This is a genomic window from Klebsiella sp. w6, assembly GCF_033100215.1.
GTDB lineage: Bacteria > Pseudomonadota > Gammaproteobacteria > Enterobacterales > Enterobacteriaceae > Klebsiella > Klebsiella variicola.
Genome location: NZ_CP136907.1, coordinates 5,543,707 through 5,568,271, shown reverse-complemented (window position 1 = coordinate 5,568,271; position 24,565 = coordinate 5,543,707). Strand labels below are relative to the sequence as shown.

The window sequence follows — 24,565 nt, the reverse complement described above, 5'->3', positions numbered from 1 at the left end:
GGCGGACTCCACTCGAACATAAAATCGATATCAAAGAAAAACAGAAACAATCATGATTGTTGGCACACGTCGACAAGACCCTGCATTAGCCGAAAAGCCCCTGCACAAAAGGGGTGACGTGCGAACCGCTATCTGCGGTTATTACCCGTTGCGGATCCGTGGATCGCGATCGGGACCGGGGATCATAGCCTAAACTGAGAAAGAGATCTTGTGTTTCTCAACAGATTCTTCCCGATTTATCCACAGGAAGGATCGAAACCGGGTAAGTGTAATCGATCCTGGGGAGAGTGAAGCACGATTTCCGCCGCATATTGGAAAAATTAATGAGCTATGCTGGTTTTGGGCGGAAACGATCTAACAAAGATCCTTCAGGATCCTTGCGCTTTACTGGCCAGGCCGTATAATCCCCCACCCGGCGCGTAATGCCCGTTTTCGTCACGCGTCTCAGCTTATTTTTTGTGCGACAAGGTGCGAGAAATAAGGAAAGAGAATTGACTCCGGAGTGTACAATTATTACAATCCGGCCTCTTTAATCACCCACGCTGAGGCGTAAGTCGTTCGAAGTTCGTTCGGGTCTACGCAAAAGTCAGTGAATTTATTCAAGTTTAGGTAGAAATCGCCATGAAACGCACTTTTCAACCGTCTGTACTGAAGCGCAACCGTTCTCACGGCTTCCGTGCTCGTATGGCTACTAAAAATGGTCGTCAGGTTCTGGCACGTCGTCGTGCTAAAGGCCGCGCTCGTCTGACCGTTTCCAAGTAATAAAGCTAACCCTGCGTGGTTAAGCTCGCATTTCCCAGGGAGTTACGCTTGTTAACTCCCAGTCATTTCACTTTCGTCTTCCAGCAGCCACAACGGGCTGGCACGCCGCAAATCACCATCCTCGGCCGCCTGAATTCGCTGGGGCATCCCCGCATCGGTCTCACCGTCGCCAAGAAAAACGTGAAACGCGCACATGAACGCAATCGGATTAAACGTCTGACGCGTGAAAGTTTTCGTTTGCGTCAACATGAACTCCCGCCAATGGATTTCGTGGTGGTGGCGAAAAGAGGGGTTGCCGACCTCGATAACCGTGCTCTCTCGGAAGCGTTGGAAAAATTATGGCGCCGCCATTGTCGCCTGGCTCGCGGGTCCTGATCGGCCTGATTAGAGTTTATCAGCGCCTGATTAGTCCGCTACTCGGGCCGCATTGTCGTTTTACCCCAACCTGTTCTCAATACGGAATTGAGGCCTTACGCAGGTTTGGTGTGATAAAAGGCAGTTGGTTGACAATGAAACGCGTATTAAAATGCCACCCTTTACACCCTGGTGGTGACGATCCCGTCCCGCCTGGACCATTTGATACCAGAGAACACTAACGATGGATTCGCAACGCAATCTTCTTATCATCGCTTTGTTGTTCGTGTCTTTCATGATCTGGCAAGCCTGGGAGCAGGACAAAAATCCGCAGCCCCAGCAGCAGACCACGCAGACTACGACCACAGCAGCGGGTAGCGCCGCCGACCAGGGCGTACCGGCCAGTGGCCAGGGGAAACTGATTACGGTTAAAACCGACGTGCTTGAACTGACTATCAACACCAACGGTGGCGATATTGAGCAGGCGCTGCTTCTGGCGTATCCAAAAACGCTGAAGTCGACCGAACCGTTCCAGTTACTGGAAACCACGCCGCAGTTTGTCTACCAGGCGCAGAGCGGCTTAACCGGTCGTGATGGTCCGGATAACCCGGCGAATGGCCCGCGTCCGCTGTACAACGTCGATAAAGAGGCGTTTGTGCTGGCAGATGGCCAGGATGAAATCGTCATTCCGCTGACCTACACCGACAAAGCCGGCAACGTCTTCACCAAAACCTTCACCCTGAAACGTGGCGGCTATGCGGTGAACGTGGGTTATAGCGTGCAGAACGCCAGCGAGAAGCCTCTGGAAGTCTCGACCTTCGGTCAGTTGAAGCAGACCGCGGCGCTGCCGACCAGTCGCGATACGCAGACCGGCGGCCTGTCCACGATGCATACTTTCCGTGGCGCAGCGTTCTCGACTTCAGATACGAAATACGAAAAATATAAATTCGATACCATTCTGGACAACGAAAACCTGAACGTCAGCACCAAGAACGGTTGGGTTGCCATGCTGCAGCAGTACTTCACCACCGCGTGGGTGCCGCAGAATAATGGAACGAATAACTTCTACACCGCTAACCTCGGCAACGGCATTGTGGCTATTGGCTACAAATCGCAGCCGGTACTGGTGCAGCCTGGTCAAACCGACAAACTGCAGAGCGTGCTGTGGGTCGGCCCGGCTATTCAGGACAAAATGGCTGCCGTTGCGCCGCACCTGGATCTGACCGTCGACTACGGCTGGCTGTGGTTCATCTCCCAACCGCTGTTTAAGCTGCTGAAATTCATCCACAGCTTCCTCGGCAACTGGGGCTTCTCGATCATCGTTATCACCTTTATCGTTCGTGGCATCATGTACCCGCTGACCAAAGCGCAGTACACCTCCATGGCGAAGATGCGTATGCTGCAGCCGAAGATTCAGGCCATGCGTGAGCGTCTGGGCGACGATAAACAACGTCAAAGCCAGGAGATGATGGCGCTGTATAAAGCGGAAAAAGTGAACCCACTGGGTGGCTGCTTCCCGCTGATTATTCAGATGCCGATCTTCCTTGCGCTGTACTACATGCTGAGCGCCTCGGTTGAACTGCGTCATGCGCCGTTTATCCTGTGGATCCACGACCTGTCTGCACAAGACCCGTACTACATCCTGCCGATCATCATGGGCGCGACCATGTTCTTCATCCAGAAGATGTCGCCAACCACCGTGACCGACCCGATGCAGCAGAAGATCATGACCTTTATGCCGGTCATCTTCACGGTGTTCTTCCTGTGGTTCCCGTCTGGCCTGGTGGTGTACTACATCGTCAGCAACCTGGTGACCATTATTCAGCAGCAGCTGATTTACCGTGGTCTGGAGAAGCGTGGCCTGCATAGCCGCGAGAAGAAGAAATCCTGATACTCTTCATTCTTCAAGCCAACGCATCTGCGACTTGGATAATTTAGAGTAGTTACGGTAACGTTAATGCCAGAGAAGGCGGTCAATGGACCGCCTTTTTTACATCTACATAGAGAGTCACCATGAGCCATAACGACACTATCGTCGCCCAGGCAACCCCTCCGGGACGCGGTGGGGTGGGCATCCTGCGTATCTCCGGCCTTAAGGCGCGCGATGTCGCGCAGGCGGTACTCGGCAAGCTGCCGAAGCCGCGCTATGCCGACTATCTGCCGTTCAACGACGTTGACGGTACGCCGCTGGATCAGGGGATTGCGCTGTGGTTCCCCGGGCCGAACTCCTTTACCGGCGAAGATGTGCTTGAGCTGCAGGGCCACGGCGGCCCGGTCATTCTCGATCTGCTGCTCAAACGTATTCTGACGTTGCCCGGCGTACGCATCGCCAGGCCGGGCGAGTTTTCCGAGCGCGCGTTCCTCAACGACAAGCTCGACCTGGCGCAGGCAGAAGCCATCGCCGACCTCATCGACGCCAGTTCAGAACAGGCGGCGCGCTCGGCGTTGAACTCCTTGCAAGGGGCCTTCTCTGCGCGGGTTAACCACCTCGTGGAAGCGCTCACTTACCTGCGCATCTACGTGGAAGCGGCGATCGATTTCCCGGATGAAGAAATTGATTTCCTCTCCGACGGCAAAATTGAAGCCCAGCTGAACGGCGTGATGGCCGACCTCGACGCCGTCCGCGCGGAAGCTCGCCAGGGCAGTCTGCTGCGCGAAGGGATGAAAGTGGTGATCGCCGGGCGACCTAATGCCGGTAAATCGAGCCTGCTCAACGCCCTGGCGGGCCGCGAAGCGGCGATCGTCACCGACATTGCGGGCACCACCCGCGACGTGCTGCGCGAGCATATCCATATCGACGGCATGCCGCTGCATATCATCGATACCGCGGGCCTGCGCGACGCCAGTGACGAAGTGGAGCGTATCGGCATCGAGCGCGCCTGGCAGGAGATTGAGCAGGCGGATCGGGTGCTGTTTATGGTCGACGGCACCACCACCAGCGCCGTTGATCCGGCGGAGATCTGGCCGGACTTTATCGAGCGCCTGCCCGCTAAACTGCCGATTACCGTGGTGCGCAATAAAGCCGACGTCACTGGCGAAGCGCTGGGTCTCAGCGAAGTCAATGGCCACTCACTGATCCGCCTGTCGGCGCGAACCGGCGAAGGCGTGGAGGTGCTGCGGAACCACCTTAAGCAGAGCATGGGCTTCGATACCAGCATGGAAGGCGGCTTCCTCGCCCGCCGCCGTCACCTGCAGGCGCTGGAAGAGGCGGCGAACCATCTGCAGCAGGGCAAAGCCCAGCTGCTGGGCGCCTGGGCCGGGGAGCTGCTGGCGGAAGAGCTGCGCCTCGCGCAGCAGGCGCTGAGCGAGATCACCGGGGAGTTCACCTCCGACGACCTGCTGGGCCGCATCTTCTCCAGCTTCTGTATCGGCAAATAACGTTTAGTCCGTAAACGTTCACTCACCCGCATTAACGCCGCGTTAATGCGGGTTTTTTCTTGCCCTTTGCGGCGCAACGTTCTCTACTTTTATCTCCCCTTTTACCACGAGACTAAAGCATGACCGTTGAATATACCGTGATCGAGAAGGTGCCCTCCGCCGAAGCGTTTTGCCACCTGCGAGTGGCGGCAGGCATGTCGCCGCGCCCCCTGGAAGGCGCCAGAGCCGGACTGCCGCATAGCTGTTATGGCGTACATATCCTCTGGCAGGAGACGCCGATCGCGATGGGACGCATCGTCGGCGACGGCGCGATTAATTTCGATATTGTTGACGTCGCCGTCGATCCGGCTCACCAGGGGAAAGGCCTTGGCCGGCTGGTGATGGAGAAGCTGATCGCCTGGCTGGACGCTAACGCCTTTGACGGGGCCTACGTTACGCTGGTGGCGGATGTGCCGGAGCTGTATGCGAAGTTCGGCTTTGAAAGCGTTCGGCCGGAAAGCGAAGGGATGGCCCGCGTCTGGCGAACCCGGAGTCGTTAACTCGCGTTTCCTGCCAGGAAAAGAGCGTTGTCCAAATGGCAACTCGTCTTGTGGCGCGTTCCTCACTATGCTGAACGCCATTCACATCGCGAGGATCCCATGACACACTTTCTTCTCTGCAGTTTCGCCCTGGTTCTGCTCTATCCCTCTGGCATCGATATGTATCTGGTCGGCCTGCCGCGTATTGCTCAGGACCTGGGGGCCAGCGAGGCACAATTACATATTGCCTTTTCAGTCTATCTGGCCGGTATGGCTTCCGCGATGCTGTTTGCTGGTCGCATCGCCGACCGGTCAGGACGTAAGCCTGTCGCCATTGTGGGCGCGGTGATCTTTGTTGTCGCCTCCCTGCTCTGCGCCCAGGCGCACGCCAGCAGCCACTTCCTCGTCGGACGCTTTATCCAGGGGATCGGCGCCGGCAGCTGCTACGTGGTGGCTTTCGCTATCCTGCGCGATACGCTGGACGATCGCCGCCGCGCCAAGGTGCTGTCGTTGCTCAACGGCATTACCTGCATTATCCCCGTCCTGGCGCCGGTGCTTGGCCACCTGATTATGCTGAAATATCCGTGGCAGAGCCTGTTCTACACCATGACCGGCATGGGCGTCATGGTCGGTTTGCTGTCGGTCTTTATCCTGCGCGAGACGCGCCCGACGGCACCTCCGCAGACTGCGACACCGCAGCATGGCGGCAGTGAGTCGCTGCTGAACCGCTTTTTTCTCAGCCGCATTCTCATTACCACCCTCAGCGTGACGGCGATCCTGACCTACGTGAACGTCTCTCCGGTTCTGATGATGGAAGAGATGGGGTTCGATCGGGGAACTTACTCAATGGCGATGGCCCTGATGGCGATGATCAGCATGGCGGTCTCCTTCTCGACGCCGTTCGCCCTGTCGCTGTTTACCCCCCGCACCTTAATGCTGACTTCGCAGGTACTGTTCCTGGCGGCAGGCCTGGCGCTGAGCCTCGCCACCCGCCAGACCCTCACCCTGATCGGGTTGGGCATGATTTGCGCCGGCTTCTCCGTTGGATTCGGCGTCGCAATGAGCCAGGCGCTGGGGCCGTTCACGCTGCGCGCGGGCGTCGCCAGTTCGGTCCTCGGCATCGCGCAGGTGTGCGGTTCATCGCTGTGGATTTGGCTCGCCGCCATCATCGGACTCAGCGCAATGAATATGCTGATCGGGATACTCATTGCCTGTAGCATAGTGAGCCTTGTTTTATTACTGGTCGTCACCCCGCCGCGGGTTGCGCAATACGATGAAGAAGCCGCTGTCGAGTCTTGATCTTAATTTACTCCTCTGCCTGCAGCTCCTGACCCAGGAGCTCAGCGTTACCCGTACGGCGAAGCGGATGAACGTTTCGCCGTCAGCGGTGAGCAAGTCGCTGGCCAAACTGCGCGCCTGGTTTGACGACCCGCTGTTTGTGAAAACCCCGCTGGGTCTGGCGCCTACGCCGCTGGTCAGCAGCATGGAGCAGGATCTGGCGGACTGGATGCAGATGGGCAACCAGATCCTCGATAAACCACACCACACCATGCCCAGCGGCCTCAAATTCGAGCTGGCGGCGGAAACGCCGCTGCTGATGATCCTGTTTAATACCCTCTCCCAGCGCATCTATCAGCGCTATCCGCAGGCATTGATTCGTTTGCGCAACTGGGACTACGACTCGCTGGACGCCATCATTCGCGGCGAGGTGGATATCGGCTTCTGCGGGCGTGAAAGCCATCCACAGTCGCGGGAGCTGCTGAGCCTGCTGCCGTGGTATATCGATTTTGAGGTACTGTTCACCGACCTGCCGCAGGTCTGGCTGCGCGCCGATCATCCAGCGCTCAGGGAAGAGTGGGATCTGGCGGCATTCTTACGCTATCCGCATATCACTATCTGCTGGGAACAACGCGATACCTGGGCGCTGGACGATGTGCTGCAGGAGCTGGGGTATAAGCGTAACGTGGCGCTGACCGTGCCAGGGTTTGAACAATCGCTTTTTATGGCCGCTCAACCGCAACACACCATGCTGGCTACCGCGCCGCGCTACTGCCAGCACTATAATCAGCAGCACCAGCTGCCGCTAGTCTCCCGGCCGCTACCGCTGGAGGCGCAGCATCTGGAAAAGCTGCGCGTTCCCTTCACCCTGCTATGGCATAAGCGCAACAGCTACAACCCGAAGCTCGTCTGGCTTAGAGATACGCTGAAAGCACTCTATTCCGGTACGCTGTAAGCCTTGTTTCGTGTCTATCGCCCCTTATTTGCGCAAGAATTTGTAAAATTCAAACAAATTCCCTTTTCAAGGGGGGATTTCGGCATTAAAACCTGTTAATACCAGGCGATAATAGCGCCCGCAATTTTATCCAGACCATTACTCACGGAGCGACGTATGGCAACGCATTTTGCAAGAGGGATACTTAGTACCGGGGAGCCGCTATCGACACGTTTGTCAGCGGCCTGTCATCAATCCGCACGCCTACTCCCTGAATACCGCCAGGCTCGCTTTCGCGCTTCGCGTTCGCTACTCGCCGAACTGCTGTTTATGCTTTACGGTATCAGCGAGCTGCCTGAAATCATCAATGAAGCCAATGGCCGACCGGTTTTTAGCGATCGTCATCTTCCTCGCTTCTCTATCTCTTATACTGGCAATATTGTTGGCGTCGCGCTGACCACCGAGGGGGATTGTGGCCTCGACATGGAACTGCAGCGCACGGTGCGTGGTCACGACGCCGACCGGCACAATTTCAGTAACAATGAAAATCTGTGGATTAACATTCAGCATGACCCGGATGAAGCGCGTAGCCAGCTGGTGGCCCTGCGGCGAAGCGTGTTGAAACTGACCGGCGAAGCATCAACGCAGCTGCTGCCGGGTTCTGGCCGCCTGCGCACCGCCGGTAGCCAGCCGATCGAAGCCGTCTGTGATGCCGAATCGCTGCTGGTGTGGTCGATTGCCGCCAGCCCAAATATCGGCTCGCTGAAGGTCTGGGAATATGATGCTAAGGGGGGCGAATGGCGCAGCCTGCCGGATGCTCAGCAGCGCGCACGCGAACCGTCGGCCCGTCTGATGCGTTTTACCAGCTTACCGATGGAAAAAACCTTATCCCTCAATTGACCGGTTTTGCCGGCATCATGATACAAAGGAGCAATCATGTCAGATACCTTAAAAGTGGTTACGTTACTCGGCAGCCTGCGCAAAGGGTCGTTTAATGGAATGGTCGCGCGCACCCTGCCCGGCATCGCGCCAGCGGGCATGGATATCTCCGCGCTGCCGTCGATCGGTGATATCCCGCTGTACGATGCTGATATGCAGGAGGAAGAGGGGTTCCCACAGCGCGTGCAGGATATTGCGCAACAGATCCGCGAAGCGGATGGCGTGGTGATCGTCACTCCCGAGTATAACTATTCCGTGCCTGGCGGCCTGAAAAACGCCATCGACTGGCTGTCACGCCTGCCCGAGCAGCCGCTGTCCGGCAAACCGGTACTGATTCAGACCAGCTCAATGGGCGCCATCGGCGGTGCGCGCTGCCAGTATCATTTGCGCCAGATTCTGGTCTTCCTTGATGCGATGGTAATGAATAAACCGGAATTTATGGGCGGCGTCATCCAGAACAAAGTGGATCCGCAGTCGGGTGAAGTAGTCGATCAGAGCACCCTCGACCATCTGCGTGGCCAGCTGACCGCCTTTGGCGACTATATTCGGCGGGTTAAAGCATAAAAAAAGCCCGGCAGCGATGCCGGGCTTTTTCATCATGCGTGCGGATTAATGTGCATCGATAAAGACAATTTTCAGCACGAACAGCAGCGAGACGATAATCACGCACGGGCTGAGCTCGCGCAGACGGCCGGTACCGATCTTCATCACGCAGTAAGAGATAAAGCCTAAGGCGATACCTTCGGTGATTGAGAAGCTAAACGGCATCATCACCGCGGTGATAAACGCCGGTACCGCTTCCGTCAGGTCATCCCACTTCACGCGCGCCAGGCTTGAGGTCATCAGCACGCCAACGTAAATCAGCGCGCCGGCGGCCGCATAGGCCGGAACCATCCCTGCCAACGGTGACAGGAAGATAACCAGCAGGAACAGGATCCCAACGACAACGGCGGTCAGGCCGGTGCGTCCGCCCACGGAAACGCCGGAGGAGGATTCGATATAGGCGGTCACCGAAGAGGTACCAATAAAGGAACCGGCAACGGACGAGACGCTGTCGACAAACAGCGCTTGCTTCATGCGCGGGAATTTACCCTGTGCATCAGCCAGACCCGCTTTATCGGTGACGCCAATCAGCGTCCCGGAGGAGTCAAACAGGTTGACCAGCATAAACGAGAAGATCACGCCGGCCAGGCCCAGGTTCAGGGAGCCCGCCAGATCGACATGACCAATCACCGACGTCACGCTCGGCGGCGCGGAGACGATGCCGGTGTAGTGCACATCGCCCAGCATCCAGCCCAGCAGGGTGGTGACCACAATAGACACCAGGACCGCGGCATGAATGTTACGTGATGCCAGAATCGCGATGATAAAGAAGCCCAGAATGCCCAGCAGCACACTGTGGGAGGTCAGATGACCAATGCTGACCAGCGTTTCCGGGTTAGCGACGATAACCCCGGCATTTTTCAGACCCATCATGCCGATAAACAGGCCGATACCGCTGGTGATACCGACGCGCAGGCTCACCGGAATATTGGCGATCATCCAGTAGCGTACACGGAAAATCGTCAGCAGCAGCAGACCGACGGCGCCCCAGAAAATCGCGCCCATGCCTACCTGCCACGGCAGGCCCATCGCCTGCACCACCACAAAGGCGAAGAAGGCGTTCAGACCCATCGCCGGAGCAAGAGCCACCGGCAGGTTCGCGAACAGGCCCATCAGGATACTGCCGAACGCAGCAATCAGACAGGTAGTCACAAACACGGCGCTGGTATCCATGCCCGCTACGCCAAGAATTTGTGGGTTAACAAAAACGATATACACCATCGTCAGGAACGTGGTGAAACCGGCGATCGCTTCCGTACGCACTGTGGTGCCGTGCTCGCGCAGCTTAAATACGCGCTCCAGCAGACCCTGGCCAGAAGACTGGCTGGTTTGTTGTTGACTCATTATCGGTTTCCGAACGTAAAGGAGGGAAAATTCGAGGCTATCCTATACCAAAACAGGGCACCCGGCGCAGTTGTATGGTAATTTTTTTCATTTATTTTGCTTATACGGCAACGATTGCGTCGCGGCATTGGGCATGACGAAAACGTTAAACTTGTTAATACGGAAAGACTATGACTCAACCAGAAGCAGTATTTTTTGACTGTGACGGCACACTGGTCGACAGTGAGGTGATTTGCTCCCGCGCCTACGTTCACATGTTCCAGGAATTCGGCATTACGCTGGACCTTGCCGAGATTTTTAAGCGCTTCAAAGGGGTGAAGCTGTACGAAATTATCGACACCATCAACGCTGAGCATGGCGTTAACCTGCAAAAAGCGACGCTGGAGCCAATTTACCGTGCGGAGGTCGCTCGCCTGTTTGATAGCGAACTGGAGGTGATTGCCGGAGCCCAGGCGCTGCTGGATGCGGTAAGCGTCCCGATGTGCGTGGTTTCCAATGGCCCGGTCAGTAAAATGCAGCACTCTCTTGGCCGCACCGGCCTGCTGCACCATTTCGCTGACCGCTTGTACAGCGGCTATGATATTCAGCGCTGGAAGCCTGACCCGGCGCTGATGTTTCATGCGGCAGAGGCCATGCAGGTAAAAGCCGAAAACTGTATCCTGGTGGATGACTCCAGCGCCGGTGCTCAGTCGGGGATTGCCGCCGGCATGGAGGTGTTTTATTTCTGCGCCGATCCGCATAACCAGCCGATCGATCATCCCAAAGTGACGACCTTTACCGATCTGGCAGAGCTGCCGGCATTGTGGCAAGCGCGCGGCTGGGATATCACGCGTTAAGGGCCTGGTGAGCGGCACGTTGGCATCGATGTAGCCCCGCTAAGCGTCTGTGCAAGCGGGGAATAGAATCAGCGACTGGTTATGGCTGCAATTCAGTGACTGCCGCTTTATCGGCAATAATCACCAGTGAAGGGTGTAATTTGAGCACCGACGCCGGCACCTGCTCGCTGACCGGGCCTTCAACCACCTGCTTAAGGGCTTGCGCCTTCGCCGCGCCGCTCACGATCAACAGCAGATTTTTTGCCGCCATCACGCTTCTCGGCCCCATGGTGACATAGCTATCGGGCACGACGGAAAAATCCCCGCCCATCTCGCCGTTAGCGACAATACCAATCATTTCCCCATGAATCGGCACTTCGACCGTCTGATCATGAAAGCGGGTGGTATTCGGCAGGTTGCCGCAAAAATGGCCGTCAGCCCCCAGCCCCAGCACCATCAGATCAAGGCCGCCAGCCTCTTCCAGCTGGCGATCGTGCTGAGCGGCGTTGTCCAGCGTCAGCTTGTGAATGTTCTCTTCTTTGATCTGCGCCGGGGTAAAAAACAGCTGGCGCAGATTAGATATCGTGACGCCTTCTCGCGACTGGCCGCGAAAGGGGATCTCATCGAAGTTGTAATAGTGCACCCGATCATAGAATGCTTTGCCTTTCACGGCGGCGGTTAGATGCTCATACATCCGCTTTGGCGTGCTGCCGGCCGTCACGGCGAGATTCACCCGCCGCGGCGCCGTGATATAGCCCAGAACATGATGGCTGGCGACCAGGCTCATCTCTTCATAATCTTCGGTCACAATCATTTTCATCTTGTCGTCCTTCACAAGCACAAAACGGGGGCTGAAGGCCCCCTAACGGTTATTTAAACAGTTTCTGCACAAACTCGGCGTAGGCCGGGCGCCAGACGTCCATTTCATGGTTCAGGCCAGGATACGAGTGATAGTCGAAGTTGATCTTCTGTTTTTCCAGCTCGCGTTTCAGACCCGCGATATCGTTGCCGGTGACGGAATCTTTTTCCCCAACGACCACGGTAAAGTTACGCAGTTGCTTATTGATCGCGTCAGGATGCTTCAGCTGCGCTTCCACGCCGGCATTCGGCACTGTCGTGGTCGTGACGCCGCTAAAGGTGGCGAGCCAGCCAAAGCTATCCAGATGGTTCATGCCGGAAACCAGCGCCTGATAACCGCCCTGTGACAGGCCAGCCAGCGCCCGGCCGTCGGCATCTTTACGCACGTTAAACCGGGTATCGATCAGCGGAATGATATCCTGCATCAACTCGTTATCCGCCGCCTGCGCATTGAGCGGATAGAAGTTTTTGCGCCGCTCCTGCGGCGGAAAGTTTTCCGCTATCGCTTCCGGGGTATCGGTTTCGGTATCCGGGACCACCACCAGCATCGGCTTGATTTTGCCCTCCGCCAGCAGGTTATCCATGATCTGCGGGATACGCCCCTGATCGATGGCCGACAGACCGCTGTCGCCAAAGCCATGATAGAAATAGAGCACCGGCAGCGGATCGCCGGTTCCGCTATAGCCCGGCGGCGTCCAGACATAGAGACGACGTTCGGCGTTCAGTGCCTTCGAGTGATAGGTGAGGGTGCGCAGATCGCCATGCGCGACCGCCCGATCGTCGAGAATACTACCAGGTACCAGAATCAAACTGGTATTCACCTGGCGCTGCGGCTTCTGATAGCGGCTGCCGGTATCCACCGAGCGGAAGCCATCCACATCGAAATAGTATTCATAGAGATTGGGTTTCATCGGCTCACTTTTCCATGTCCACACCCCCTGAGCCTCTTTGGTCATGTCGTGTGAGACAAAGGAGTCCGGCGTGGCGCCGGTCACTACCGACACCCGCCGGGCATCAGGAGCAAACAGGCGATAAGTGATACTCTTATCCGCGTTAACCTGGGTAATAAAGTGGCTCACCGGCAGGGTGGGATCCGGCATCGCGGGTAATGGCGCCGCCTGGAGGGTAAATGCCGCGCCCGCCAGCGCCAGTGCGAAATACATTGCATGTCGTTTCATCGTTAGTCCTCTTCCGTTGTATCCGTTCTGTTATCGTCTTACCACCAGATTTCCGCCTGCGCCCCCACGGCAAACTGATCGTTTTTACCGTCTTCAAAAATGCTGGTGGTATTATTCGCTGCCTTATCCAGGTCGATATCCTTCGCTTTAATATAGGTGGCATAGAAGCGAATTTCCGGGCGCGAGGTCAGCATACTGGTATTGACTTTGAAGGTATGGAACAGCGTGGTCTTGTAGCCGGACTCGTTATATTTCTTGCCGGTAACATCTTTGTTTTGCTGTTTGAAGTATCCCAGCTCAACGCCGGTCTGGTTATATTTATCCCAGATATAAGCCGGTCGCAGGACCGTGCGAATGGATTCAAAATCGGAGTGGGCCCCGGTTTCGTAGCTATAGACATCGTTACCAAAGGAGTAGACGATGGCATTCGCCATAATAACGTCATCGCGTAAATAGGTTTCCCCCTGCGAGGTTAAGCGCACGGCGGTGCCATTGGTATGATCGCCATAATAGCGGCCGTTAAAGGTGGTATAGGGGCTGGATCCGGCATAGCGCGAGAAGCTGCTGGCAATAGAATTATTCGCCAGTAAGAAAGAGAATTCATTAAAGCCGCCGTTTGCCCATTTCTGTGTTAACGAAGTGCCTGCCATCCAGGTATCTTTCCACGGATAATAACCTTCATTGCCCTCTTTATATTTCTCTGAGGAACTTTGATTCGCGGCGACATAGCGTCCGCTGACCATCAGGCTGGCTTTATCCCACAGCGGAATCTCTTTGTAGCGAACGTCCAGAGTATTGGTGTTAATTTGCTGCTTATTGCTCAAAGAACGGTCGTAATCATCGACATCTTCGCGGACCAATGCGATATCGAATTTCCCGGCGCCCACCTGCCAGTTTTCCAGCCCCACGCCGGCCGCCGCATCGGTTCTCTGCGTTTTCCAGTCCAGCATCTGGATTTCGATTTTTGGCGCCCCGTGTTTGCCGACCCAGAAATCGGCTTCCGGGGCAAACGGCAGGAACCCTTTGGTGTTAACGTACATATCCGAGAACTGGATGTAGTTTTCGCCGCCGGCATTGTCACCAAACCAGCCTGAGGAGTACTGCTGGCCGACGTTCCCGTCGAGCATCACGATGGCATCAACGCGTTTATCACCTTCCTGAAACACCCGCTGCTTCAGCTGCAGATCGAACCAGCCGGAATATTCATTGCCCAGGCGGCCAAGCGAACCGATCGCCCACGATTTTGGCGAGCCGTGCGAGGCGGTGCCCCAGCCGGAACGGAAGTAGCCGTTATAGCTGAAGCCAATTTCATCTTTCACGAACGTGCTAAAATCTTTCAGCGTCATCGCGCTGTAGGCTGGCGCGCCATCCGTGGCAGGTTGTTGATTTTTAACCAGCACCGCATCCGGTTTAACCGCCGTTTTCGGACCGGCGGCCGCCACCCCTGTCTTACGCTTCTGACCTTCCGCGGGCGGAGACCATGAGGCCCAAATCTGGTCTCTTTTTCTCTCCTGGTCCTGATATTTTTTGAGCTCTTTTTGCGTGTCTTTGAGCGCTTTCTCCAGCAGCTCAAGTCGTTGCTCCACCGTCAACGGGCTTGCTATCAGAGTGGTGGAATAACAAAGAGGCGCCAGCAAGACTATCGCCGAAGCGATCCTGTTTTTTCTCATCATAATATTCCTTTATATAAGCATTGGCGTAAATAAAACACGACAGCAACAACCATCCCGCGCAGGTTCTAATAGCCCTATCCATACCGTTTGAGGTCGCGGCGGCTGTTATTTTTGCAGTTAGACAAAGCAAAAAAAAACCTGAAGAAGACCATCTGCCTTAACAGATAATCCTCTTCAGGTTTTGCCCGCACATCGCGGTAGCAACCCTCATTCAGCCATTATTGGCCCGCATAAAACAAAAAAACCTGATACCGCCGCCGTAGGGGCAATATCAGGTTTTGCCTGCTGTCGCAGTCACAATCCGTTTAAACCACCCTGAGCGTTTAAGCTCAGGAGTGGGCGTTGATTGTTACGCGATAAAATGAATAACTCAAACGGGCAGATTGTTAATTGTGACGATAATCTCAGCAATCTCGCTGCCACGAGATAAATCATATCTAATTCTGATAAAGCCATTTACCAGAATTAGACAGAATGATTATTACTCTTTCGGATCTTTGCCGGCGAGCAGTTTATCCAGCTCATCGCCGCCAACGTGACGGAAATCCTGACCTTTGACGAAGTAGAAAATATATTCGCAGATATTCTGGCAGCGGTCGCCAATACGCTCGATGGAGCGCGCGCAGAACAGCGCGGTCAGGACGCTGGGGATAGTGCGCGAGTCTTCCATCATGTAGGTCATCAGCTGGCGCACAATGCCTTCATACTCCTGGTCGACTTTCTTATCTTCGCGATAGATACGTACCGCTTCGTCGAGATCCATACGCGCAAACGCATCCAGTACGTCATGCAGCATCTGCACCGTGTGACGGCCCAGCGATTCGAGGCTCACCAGCAGCGGCTGGTGCTGCTGGGAAAACTTCTCCAGCGCGGTGCGGCAGATTTTATCCGCCACGTCGCCGATGCGTTCCAGCTCAGCGATAGTCTTGATGATCGCCATCACCAGACGCAGGTCGCTGGCGGTCGGCTGGCGCTTGGCGATGATGCGCACGCAGGCCTCGTCGATCGCCACTTCCATCATGTTGACCTGCTTGTCGCCGTCGATGACGCGTTTCGCCAGATCGCTGTCCTGGTTATGCATGGCGGTGATCGCATCAGAAAGCTGTTGCTCCACCAGCCCACCCATGGTCATCACCTGGGTGCGGATATACTCCAGTTCAGCGTTGAACTGGCCGGAAATATGTTTGTTAAGATTTAGGTTGTCCATGGTGTCTCCTGATTGCCCAACTGGTGAGAGCCTGAAAGCACAAGGGCAAATCAACCGTAGCGGCCAGTAATATAATCTTCAGTTTGTTTCTTCGCGGGCTTGGTGAACAGGTCGTCCGTGTTGCTGAACTCAATCAGCTCGCCAAGATACATAAATGCCGTATGGTCGGAGCAACGCGCAGCCTGCTGCATGTTGTGAGTCACGATAACGACGGTGTAGTCCTGTTTCAGCTCGGTGATCAGCTCTTCGATACGCCCGGTGGAGATCGGGTCCAGCGCGGAGCACGGCTCATCAAGCAGCAGCACTTCCGGGCGGATCGCGATACCGCGGGCAATACACAGACGCTGCTGCTGACCCCCGGAGAGAGAATACCCGCTCTGGTGCAGTTTATCTTTGGTTTCGTTCCATAATGCGGCTTTGGTCAGCGCCCACTGCACGCGCTCGTCCATATCGGCACGGGACAGCTTTTCAAACAGGCGCACGCCGAAGGCGATATTGTCATAAATGGACATCGGGAACGGCGTTGGTTTCTGGAACACCATGCCAACCTTAGCGCGCAGCAGGGCGATATCCTGGGTGTTGGTCAGAATGTTGTCGCCATCCAGCAGGATCTCGCCTTCCGCGCGCTGCTCCGGATACAGTTCGAACATTTTGTTGAACGTGCGCAGCAGGGTGGATTTACCACAGCCTGACGGACCGATAAACGCCGTCACCTGGTTTTTGGTGATATCCAGGTTGATGTTCTTCAGGGCATGGAATTTGCCGTAGTAGAAGTTCAGGTTACGAACTGAAATCTTACCCGGAGCTGTATTCACCATACTCATCTCTATCTCTTCCTCATTCAGCGCAGCATTCGCTGCGCCGCAAAAAATTAACCGTGTTTCTTCTTGGCGAAGATAACGCGCGCCAGGATGTTCAGCAGCAAGACGCACAGGGTGATAATCAATACCCCGGCCCATGCCAGTTGCTGCCACTCCGCAAACGGACTCATGGCAAATTTGAAAATGGTCACCGGCAGGTTAGCAATCGGCTGCATCATGTCGGTGCTCCAGAACTGGTTGGACAGCGCAGTGAACAGCAGCGGCGCCGTTTCCCCGGCGATACGGGCGATAGCCAGCAGGATCCCGGTCATAATCCCTGAGACGGACGCTTTCAGGGTGATCGCCGAGATCATCTTCCACTTCGGCGTCCCCAGCGCATAGGCCGCTTCACGCAGGCTATCCGGCACCAGCTTCAGCATGTTTTCGGTGGTACGAATAACGATAGGCACCTGCAGCAGCGCCAGCGCGATAACGCCCGCCCAGCCCGAGAAGTGCTGCATCTGCGCCACCACGATGGTGTAGACAAACAGGCCGACCACGATAGACGGCGCGGAAAGCAGAATATCGTTGATAAAACGGATGATTTCCGCCAGCACCGATTTGCGGCCATACTCCGCCAGATAAATTCCGGCAAGGATACCCAGCGGCGTACCAAAGACGGTTGCCCACAGGATCAGCAGGCCGCTGCCGGCGAGGGCGTTAGCCAGGCCACCGCCCGCCGTATTCGGCGGCGGCGTCATTTCGGTGAAGAGCGCCAGACTCATGCCATCGAAACCGCGGGTTATCGTCGCCATCAGGATCCAGATAAGCCAGAACAAACCAAACGCCATGGTCGCCATCGACAGCGCCAGAGCGATACGGTTCTTCATACGACGTTTGGCCTGCATCTTGCGACGGGACTCCGCCAGCTCGGTAGAGGTTTGCAATTCAATGGTCGCCATTAGCGTGCCCCCTCATTCTTCGCGAGGCGCATAATCATGAACTTAGACGCGGCCAGAACGATAAAGGTGATAACGAACAGGATCAGGCCCAGCTCCATCAGCGCCGCCACGTGCAGGCCGGTTTCCGCTTCGGCGAACTCATTAGCCAGCGCGGAGGTAATACTATTCCCTGGCATATACAACGAGATGCTGTCGAGCTGGTAGGTGTTGCCGATGATAAAAGTAACCGCCATGGTTTCACCCAGCGCGCGGCCCAGACCGAGCATCACCCCGCCGATCACCCCATTCTTGGTGAACGGTAAGACAATGCGCCAGATCACCTCCCAGGTGGTACAGCCGATGCCATAGGCCGACTCTTTCATCATCACCGGCGTCTGTTCGAAAACATCACGCATGACCGCGGCGATATAAGGGATGATCATGATGGCCAGAATGACGCCAGCGGCGAGAATACCGATACCAAACGCCGGGCCGGCAAACAGCGCGCCGACGAACGGGATGGTCGACAGGACGTTACCGACCGGCTCCTGGAAGTAAGTCGCAAACAGCGGGGCGAAAATAAACAGGCCCCACATGCCGTACACGATACTCGGGATTGCCGCCAGCAGCTCAATCGCAATGCCCAGCGGACGCTTGAGCCAGGCGGGGGACAGTTCGGTCAGAAACAGCGCGATGCCAAAGCTCACTGGGACGGCGATCAGCAGCGCGATAAAGGAGGTCACCAGGGTTCCGTAAATCGGTACCAGCGCGCCGAAGATTTCGTTGGGCGCATCCCACTCTTTGGTCCACAAAAAAGCAAAGCCAAACTTTTGAATGCTCGGCCAGGAAGAGATGATCAGGGAAACGATGATGCCGCCCAGCATCAATAGCACAATCAGCGCAGCCAGTTTTACCAGCGCACTGAAAATCATGTCACCCTTTTTCCCCGGAGGGGTAAATGCAGGCTTGGTTGCAGCCATAGATTACTCTTTACGTATTAAAACTTGTTCGAATAAATGCCCGGTGGCGTTCGCTCCCGGGCCTACAGTCTGAACCGTAGGGCGGGCAGCGCCTGAACGCCCCCGCCATCTTCGTCAAAAATCTACTGTTAGTACAGCGCTTTACCGCTGCTGTCTTTGACGTTGGTTTTCCATGCCGCGCGAACCTGCTCTACCACGCTTTCCGGCAGCGTCGCGTAATCCAGCGCATTCGCTTCTTTCCCGCCGTTTTTATACGCCCAGTCGAAGAACTTCAGCACTTCAGCGGTCTGTTCCGGCTTGTTGGTCGCCTTATGCACCAGGATGAAGGTGGTTGAGGTGATCGGCCATGCATTTTCGCCTTTCTGGTTGGTCAGGTCCTGAGCGAAAGACTTGCTCCAGTCAACGCCTTTTGCGGCGTTAGCGAAGTTGTCTTCAGTCGGGCTAACCGGCTTGCCGTCGGCAGAGACCAGCTTGGTATACGCGAGGTTGTTTTGCTTGGCGTAAGCGTATTCAACGTAACCAATCGAGCCCGGCAGACGCTGAACAAAGGCGGCGATACCGTCGTTGCCTTTACCGCCCAGGCCGGTTGGCCAGTTAACGGTAGAGCCGGCGCCGATTTTCGATTTCCACTCTTCATTCACTTTGGACAGGTAGCTGGTGAAGACGAAGGAGGTACCGGAACCATCGGCGCGGCGGACCACGGCGATGTTCTGCGACGGCAGCTTCAGGCCCGGGTTGAGTTTAGCGATCGCTGCGTCATCCCATTTTTTAATTTTACCCAGGTAGATATCACCGAGGGTTTTGCCATCCAGCACCAGTTCGCCGGATTTCACGCCAGGTAGGTTAACCGCCAGTACCACGCCGCCAATCACGGTCGGGAACTGGAACAGACCTTCCTGGGTCAGTTTGTCATCAGCCAGCGGAGCATCAGAAGCACCGAAATCAACGGTGTTGGCAATAATCTGCTTAACGCCACCAGAGGAACCAATACCCTGGTAGTTCACTTTATTGCCGGTTTCTTTCTGATAGGTGTCAGCCCATTTGGCATACACCGGCGCAGGGAAAGTTGCGCCTGCGCCAGTCAGGCTTGCTGCTGCGAAGGCAGAGAAAGCGCTCATCGATAAGGTCGCGGCGACAACTGTTGCGACGGTGGTACGCATAACGTTCATAATGTCTCCTGCTGGGATTCGTAAATCATTGTTTCGAGGCTATGGTGAGCAAAATAGGTCAAAGAGGTGACAGTAAAATGTACGAATTATGACAGTTTTATGACAGGCAGAAAGAAGGGATTTTACAGCAAATAATAAATATATAACTCAGATAGTTATCTGTAATCATGACCGTGCAATGACAGAATAATTTTCTTTTTATGACAGCGAAATCGGACCGCAAAACGTTCGTTTGTCACCTACCGCCAGCCAAAATATTTCGCGCAAGTTCGGTAATAAACAGCAGGTGAAAATAAAAAGGGCCGCCGCCGGCAGCCCTTTGCAAGTAATGATGGTTTTACTCAACCGTTACCGATTTCGCCAGGTTACGCGGCTGGTCAACGTCAGTGCCTTTGATCAGCGCGACGTGATAAGCCAACAGCTGCAGCGGTACCGTATAGAAGATAGGGGCGATCGTCTCTTCGACATGCGGCATCTCGATGATGTGCATGTTGTCGCTACCGTTGAAGCCGGCTTCACCGTCGGCGAAGACATACAGCTCACCGCCGCGGGCACGAACCTCTTCGATGTTGGATTTCAGTTTTTCCAGCAGCTCGTTATTCGGCGCCACCACAATCACCGGCATTTCCGCATCAATCAGCGCCAGCGGGCCGTGCTTAAGCTCGCCCGCCGCATAGGCTTCCGCGTGAATGTAGGAGATCTCTTTCAGCTTCAGCGCCCCTTCCATGGCGATCGGGTACTGATCGCCGCGGCCAAGGAACAGCGCATGGTGCTTATCAGAGAAACGCTCCGCCAGCTGCTCAATACGCTTGTCCTGGGAGAGCATCTGCTCGATACGGTTCGGCAGGGCCTGAAGGCCGTGCACGATATCATGCTCGATAGACGCATCCTGACCTTTCAGTCGCGCCAGCTTCGCCACCAGCATCAACAGCACGGTTAGCTGAGTGGTAAAGGCTTTGGTCGAGGCCACGCCGATTTCCGTTCCGGCTTTGGTCATCAGCGCCAGATCGGACTCACGCACCAGTGACGAGCCCGGTACGTTGCAGATAGCCAGCGAGCCGAGATAGCCCAGCTCTTTCGACAGACGCAGCGCCGCCAGGGTATCGGCGGTTTCACCCGACTGGGAGAGGGTGATCATCAGGCTATTGCGACGCACCGCGGACTTGCGATAGCGGAATTCCGAGGCGATTTCTACGTCGCACGGGACGCCAGCTAATGCTTCAAACCAGTAACGGGAGACCATCCCGGAGTTATAGGAAGTCCCGCAGGCAACAATCTGAATATGTTCAACCTGAGCCAGCATTTCATTGGCGTTCGGCCCCAGCTCGCTGAGATCCACTTCGCCATGGCTGATGCGCCCGGTCAGGGTGTTCTTAATCGCGTTCGGCTGCTCGAAAATCTCTTTCTGCATATAGTGGCGGTAGATACCTTTATCGCCAGCGTCATACTGCAGATTGGATTCGATCTCCTGGCGTTTCACTTCCGCGCCGGATTTATCGAAAATCACCACCGAGCGGCGAGTGACTTCGGCAATATCGCCCTCTTCGAGGAAGATAAAGCGGCGGGTCACTGGCAGCAATGCCAGCTGGTCGGAAGCGATAAAGTTTTCGCCCATTCCCAGGCCAATCACCAGTGGGCTACCGGAGCGGGCCGCCAGCAGGGTTCCCGGGTCACGGGTATCCATGATCACCGTACCGTAGGCGCCGCGCAGCTGCGGAATAGCGCGCAGCACGGCTTCACGCAAGGTACCACCTTGTTCCAGCTCCCAGTGCACCAGATGGGCGATAACTTCGGTATCGGTCTCGGTGACGAAGACATAACCACGAGACTGCAGCAGGGCACGCAGCGGCTCATGGTTCTCAATGATCCCGTTATGGACCACCACAATGTGTTCAGAAACATGCGGATGCGCATTGCTCTCGGACGGTTCGCCGTGCGTCGCCCAGCGAGTATGGGCGATCCCGGTACCACCATGTAACGGCTGCTCTTCTATCGCCTGAGCCAGCATCTGAACTTTACCCAGGCGACGCACGCGGGTCATATGACCTTCGCTGTCGACCACCGCCAGACCGGCAGAGTCATACCCACGGTATTCCAGACGACGTAAACCTTCGAGAAGGATTTCAGCAATATCACGCTGCGCGACTGCGCCAACAATTCCACACATAGTTAAATTTCCTGATAATGGCGATATGCCATGCGTTGTCGCTGACCTGTATTTGCCCGTTTTCCGGGCGCCCCGAGCCTTGTAGAGAGTGGGGTTATTGTTATGGTACTGCCTGCGGACGGGGGTCTATATTGACCCTCTCATCCTGGTTCGCCGGGCATATTTCCCCGGCGACAATCCAAATTATTCCTTCTTCACCGGACGCTGCCAGCCCTGTTTGTGGACCTGCGGTACGCGGCTCAACACCAGTTCGTTATCGGCGATATTGCGCGTGACGGTGGTCCCGGCGGCGATAGTGACGCCGTTGCCTACCGTGACGGGCGCCACCAGCTGGGTATCCGAGCCGACAAAGACATCATCGCCAATAACCGTTTTGTGTTTATTCGCGCCATCGTAGTTGCAGGTGATGGTGCCGGCGCCGATATTGACGTTATCACCGATCTCCGCATCGCCCAGATAGGTCAGATGACCTGCCTTGGAGCCTTTCCCGAGACGCGCTTTTTTCATTTCCACGAAGTTGCCAACGTGGGCGCCTTCCAGCAGTTCGGCGCCCGGGCGCAGACGGGCAAATGGGCCGATGGTGCAGGCAGCCTGCAGCTGGGCATCTTCCACCACGCTATAGGGGCTAATTTCGCAGTCATCGCCGATGGTGCTGTTTTTGATCACGCAGCCGGCGCCGATTTTCACACGATCGCCCAACACCACATTGCCTTCCAGAATAACGTTAGTATCGATCTCCACATCGCGCCCGTGCTGCAGCGTACCGCGCAGATCGAAACGCGCCGGATCGCGCAGCATCACGCCCGCCAGCAGTAATTTTTCTGCCTGCTCAGCCTGGTAGACGCGCTCCAGGCGCGCAAGCTGCAGGCGATTGTTGACGCCTTCGACTTCGCTCAGGCGCTGCGGATGCACCGCGACGATCTCGCGCCCTTCCTGATACGCCATGGCGATGATATCGGTGATGTAGTATTCGCCCTGAGCGTTGTTATTGGTGAGCTTCGCCAGCCAGCGCTTGAGGTCTGCTCCGCCGGCGATCAGGATCCCGGTGTTGATTTCCTGGATCTGGCGCTGGGCCTCGCTGGCATCTTTGTGCTCAACGATGCCCGTCACCTGGTCATTTTCACGGGTAATGCGGCCGTAGCCCGTTGGGTCATCCAGCTTCACCGTCAGCAGACCAATGCCACCCAGTGGTTTCGCGGCGCGCAGGCGCTGTAGCGTCTCAACCGAGATCAGCGGCACGTCGCCATAGAGCATCAGAATGTCTTCATCATCATTGAAGAAGGGTGCCGCCTGCTGCATAGCGTGTCCGGTTCCGAGCTGCTCAGCCTGCAGCACCCAGTTCAGGTTGTCTTCATGGAGGGTCTGACGCAGCAGATCGCCACCGTGACCGTACACCAGATGCACCGCACATGCGCCTAAATCGTTAGCGGCATCAATGACATGCTGCACCATTGGCTTCCCGGCCAGAGTATGCAGCACCTTAGGAAGATCGGAATACATGCGGGTCCCTTTGCCTGCGGCAAGGATAACCACGCTCATCGCACTATTTGACATACTCATCCTGACGGTAGTTAGAACGGAAAGTAAAAGCCTTTCACGTTGAAATTTCTACATATTTTTCATCATAAAACGAGACGTGGAGAAAACGCCCAGGCTCGCGGTTATACACCATTTTATGACGCTATTTTTAACCACTGCAAATCAGTTTAACGCTGAAAAAGGGGGGTGGGGAGGGTAATCATTGACTATCTCACTGCTTTTGCTGTTTTTTCGCCACCTGAATAAAGCGGCAGAGCGCGGCCCTATTGGCGGAGATTAACAGGAGATGAGCCGACTGAGTGTAAATCAGCCGCAGGCAGGGGAGAGCTGAAGTGATTGGTGGCATCAATAAAATACAAAAGGCCGCCGTCAGGTGACCTTCATTTACCGGTTGCACATCGCCAGTGTTGTCGTTTTGATGGGCGATACGTCGTGCAAGCCGGGGAATAGCGCGTGGCTTAGAAGCTCAGTACGCTGAATTTGGCGATGATTTTATGGAACAGTTTCATGATGATTTCCTGACGCAGGTGCAGTTGATAACGCTCTTTTATGTGACATACATCACAAAAATAGAGTCTACGCCTCATCATTTAACTAATCAATAACAATTAAGGGTGGATCCTGTTTTCACTTTATCCGCTCGCCAGCCGCTGGCCATAAAAAAAGCCAGCCTGGAAACCAGACTGGCTTTTTACGTTCAAGCCGGTGTTACATCGCTTTTTTGGTCAACTCGATAACGCGCAGTTTAGCGATCGCTTTGGCCAGTTCCGCAGACGCCTGAGCGTAATCCACATCGCCATGGGAGCTCTTAATGTGCTCTTCGGCTTTGCGTTTCGCTTCCAGCGCTCGCGCTTCGTCGAGGTCCTGACCGCGAATTGCGGTATCCGCCAGAACGGTCACGCTGCCAGGCTGCACTTCAAGAATGCCGCCAGACAGATAGATAAACTCTTCATGACCGTGCTGTTTAACGATGCGAATCATACCAGGCTTAATGGCGGTGAGCAGCGGCGCGTGTCCCGGGTAAATACCCAGTTCACCTTCGCTACCCGTTACCTGGATTTTTTCGACCAGACCAGAGAACATTTGTAACTCTGCGCTGACGACGTCCAGGTGGTAAGTCATTGCCAT

General features: G+C 55.7%; 23 protein-coding genes. 11 read left to right on the top strand and 12 right to left on the bottom strand.

The annotated features are described in order from the left end of the window. Positions 1-621: 621 nt before the first annotated feature. From rpmH to R0140_RS26995, 10 genes are all read left to right on the top strand, one after another. Positions 622-762: a 50S ribosomal protein L34 gene (gene rpmH / locus R0140_RS27040; protein ID WP_000831330.1), complete on the top strand. Its 141-nt coding sequence runs from the start codon at positions 622-624 to the stop codon at positions 760-762. 15 nt (positions 763-777) lie between these two features. Then, positions 778-1,137: a ribonuclease P protein component gene (rnpA, locus tag R0140_RS27035; RefSeq protein ID WP_004151535.1), complete on the top strand. Its 360-nt coding sequence runs from the start codon at positions 778-780 to the stop codon at positions 1,135-1,137. After that, a complete protein-coding gene (gene yidD / locus R0140_RS27030) occupies positions 1,101-1,358 on the top strand; it encodes a membrane protein insertion efficiency factor YidD (protein ID WP_004151536.1) in 258 nt (85 codons plus the stop codon). Before rnpA ends, yidD begins: the two co-directional genes overlap by 37 nt. Before the next feature lie 2 nt (positions 1,359-1,360). Then, positions 1,361-3,007 (top strand): membrane protein insertase YidC, encoded by a 1,647-nt coding sequence (yidC, locus tag R0140_RS27025; protein ID WP_012967005.1) that lies wholly within the window; start codon positions 1,361-1,363, stop codon positions 3,005-3,007. A gap of 122 nt (positions 3,008-3,129) precedes the next feature. Continuing rightward, positions 3,130-4,494 carry a tRNA uridine-5-carboxymethylaminomethyl(34) synthesis GTPase MnmE gene (gene mnmE / locus R0140_RS27020; RefSeq protein WP_032741488.1) on the top strand — a complete coding sequence of 455 codons (1,365 nt, stop codon included), beginning with the start codon at positions 3,130-3,132 and terminating at the stop codon, positions 4,492-4,494. Positions 4,495-4,613: 119 nt separating this feature from the next. Further along, positions 4,614-5,033 (top strand): GNAT family N-acetyltransferase, encoded by a 420-nt coding sequence (locus R0140_RS27015; protein ID WP_012969248.1) that lies wholly within the window; start codon positions 4,614-4,616, stop codon positions 5,031-5,033. Positions 5,034-5,132: 99 nt separating this feature from the next. Beyond that, the gene (locus R0140_RS27010) at positions 5,133-6,311 is read left to right on the top strand and encodes an MFS transporter (protein WP_032741492.1); all 1,179 of its coding nucleotides are present in this window, start codon (positions 5,133-5,135) and stop codon (positions 6,309-6,311) included. Further along, positions 6,286-7,245, top strand: coding sequence for an HTH-type transcriptional regulator YidZ (gene yidZ, locus R0140_RS27005; RefSeq protein WP_004151541.1), 960 nt, complete (start codon positions 6,286-6,288; stop codon positions 7,243-7,245). Before R0140_RS27010 ends, yidZ begins: the two co-directional genes overlap by 26 nt. A gap of 309 nt (positions 7,246-7,554) precedes the next feature. After that, positions 7,555-8,124, top strand: a complete 570-nt coding sequence (locus R0140_RS27000; RefSeq protein ID WP_162493349.1) for a 4'-phosphopantetheinyl transferase family protein — start codon at positions 7,555-7,557, stop codon at positions 8,122-8,124. A gap of 36 nt (positions 8,125-8,160) precedes the next feature. Then, positions 8,161-8,727, top strand: coding sequence for an NADPH-dependent FMN reductase (locus R0140_RS26995; RefSeq protein WP_008806736.1), 567 nt, complete (start codon positions 8,161-8,163; stop codon positions 8,725-8,727). 45 nt (positions 8,728-8,772) lie between these two features. Here the strand turns inward: R0140_RS26995 and R0140_RS26990 are convergent, their stop codons facing one another. Further along, positions 8,773-10,110, bottom strand: a complete 1,338-nt coding sequence (locus R0140_RS26990; RefSeq protein ID WP_008806735.1) for an NCS2 family permease — start codon at positions 10,108-10,110, stop codon at positions 8,773-8,775. 170 nt (positions 10,111-10,280) lie between these two features. Here R0140_RS26990 and yieH point away from each other — a divergent pair, with 170 nt between their 5' ends. Then, positions 10,281-10,946: a 6-phosphogluconate phosphatase gene (yieH, locus tag R0140_RS26985; protein WP_008806734.1), complete on the top strand. Its 666-nt coding sequence runs from the start codon at positions 10,281-10,283 to the stop codon at positions 10,944-10,946. 79 nt (positions 10,947-11,025) lie between these two features. On the opposite strand, the gene R0140_RS26980 is transcribed toward yieH, so the two are convergent. The 11 genes from R0140_RS26980 to R0140_RS26930 all read right to left on the bottom strand — a co-directional run bounded on the left by R0140_RS26980 (position 11,026) and on the right by R0140_RS26930 (position 24,565). Then, positions 11,026-11,745, bottom strand: a complete 720-nt coding sequence (locus tag R0140_RS26980) for a glucosamine-6-phosphate deaminase (protein WP_008806733.1) — start codon at positions 11,743-11,745, stop codon at positions 11,026-11,028. 49 nt (positions 11,746-11,794) lie between these two features. Beyond that, entirely contained in the window at positions 11,795-12,961 is a 1,167-nt protein-coding gene (locus R0140_RS26975) for an alpha/beta hydrolase-fold protein (protein WP_032741499.1), read from the bottom strand. A gap of 38 nt (positions 12,962-12,999) precedes the next feature. Beyond that, positions 13,000-14,634 (bottom strand): carbohydrate porin, encoded by a 1,635-nt coding sequence (locus tag R0140_RS26970; RefSeq protein WP_008806731.1) that lies wholly within the window; start codon positions 14,632-14,634, stop codon positions 13,000-13,002. A 481-nt stretch (positions 14,635-15,115) separates the two neighbouring features. Beyond that, on the bottom strand, positions 15,116-15,841 hold the full coding sequence (gene phoU / locus R0140_RS26965; protein WP_004145007.1) for a phosphate signaling complex protein PhoU: 726 nt from the start codon (positions 15,839-15,841) through the stop codon (positions 15,116-15,118). 50 nt (positions 15,842-15,891) lie between these two features. Continuing rightward, on the bottom strand, positions 15,892-16,665 hold the full coding sequence (gene pstB, locus R0140_RS26960) for a phosphate ABC transporter ATP-binding protein PstB (RefSeq protein ID WP_004145006.1): 774 nt from the start codon (positions 16,663-16,665) through the stop codon (positions 15,892-15,894). Between the two features lie 47 nt (positions 16,666-16,712). Continuing rightward, positions 16,713-17,603: a phosphate ABC transporter permease PstA gene (gene pstA / locus R0140_RS26955; protein WP_008806730.1), complete on the bottom strand. Its 891-nt coding sequence runs from the start codon at positions 17,601-17,603 to the stop codon at positions 16,713-16,715. Next, positions 17,603-18,562 (bottom strand): phosphate ABC transporter permease PstC, encoded by a 960-nt coding sequence (pstC, locus tag R0140_RS26950; RefSeq protein WP_004145004.1) that lies wholly within the window; start codon positions 18,560-18,562, stop codon positions 17,603-17,605. Before pstC ends, pstA begins: the two co-directional genes overlap by 1 nt. A 128-nt stretch (positions 18,563-18,690) precedes the next feature. Then, entirely contained in the window at positions 18,691-19,731 is a 1,041-nt protein-coding gene (gene pstS, locus R0140_RS26945; RefSeq protein ID WP_012543307.1) for a phosphate ABC transporter substrate-binding protein PstS, read from the bottom strand. Between the two features lie 337 nt (positions 19,732-20,068). Then, complete coding sequence (gene glmS / locus R0140_RS26940) at positions 20,069-21,898, bottom strand: glutamine--fructose-6-phosphate transaminase (isomerizing) (RefSeq protein WP_012969243.1); 1,830 nt, start codon at positions 21,896-21,898, stop codon at positions 20,069-20,071. A 183-nt stretch (positions 21,899-22,081) separates the two neighbouring features. Further along, positions 22,082-23,452, bottom strand: a complete 1,371-nt coding sequence (gene glmU / locus R0140_RS26935; protein WP_032741501.1) for a bifunctional UDP-N-acetylglucosamine diphosphorylase/glucosamine-1-phosphate N-acetyltransferase GlmU — start codon at positions 23,450-23,452, stop codon at positions 22,082-22,084. 693 nt (positions 23,453-24,145) lie between these two features. Then, a complete protein-coding gene (locus R0140_RS26930; protein ID WP_008806724.1) occupies positions 24,146-24,565 on the bottom strand; it encodes a F0F1 ATP synthase subunit epsilon in 420 nt (139 codons plus the stop codon).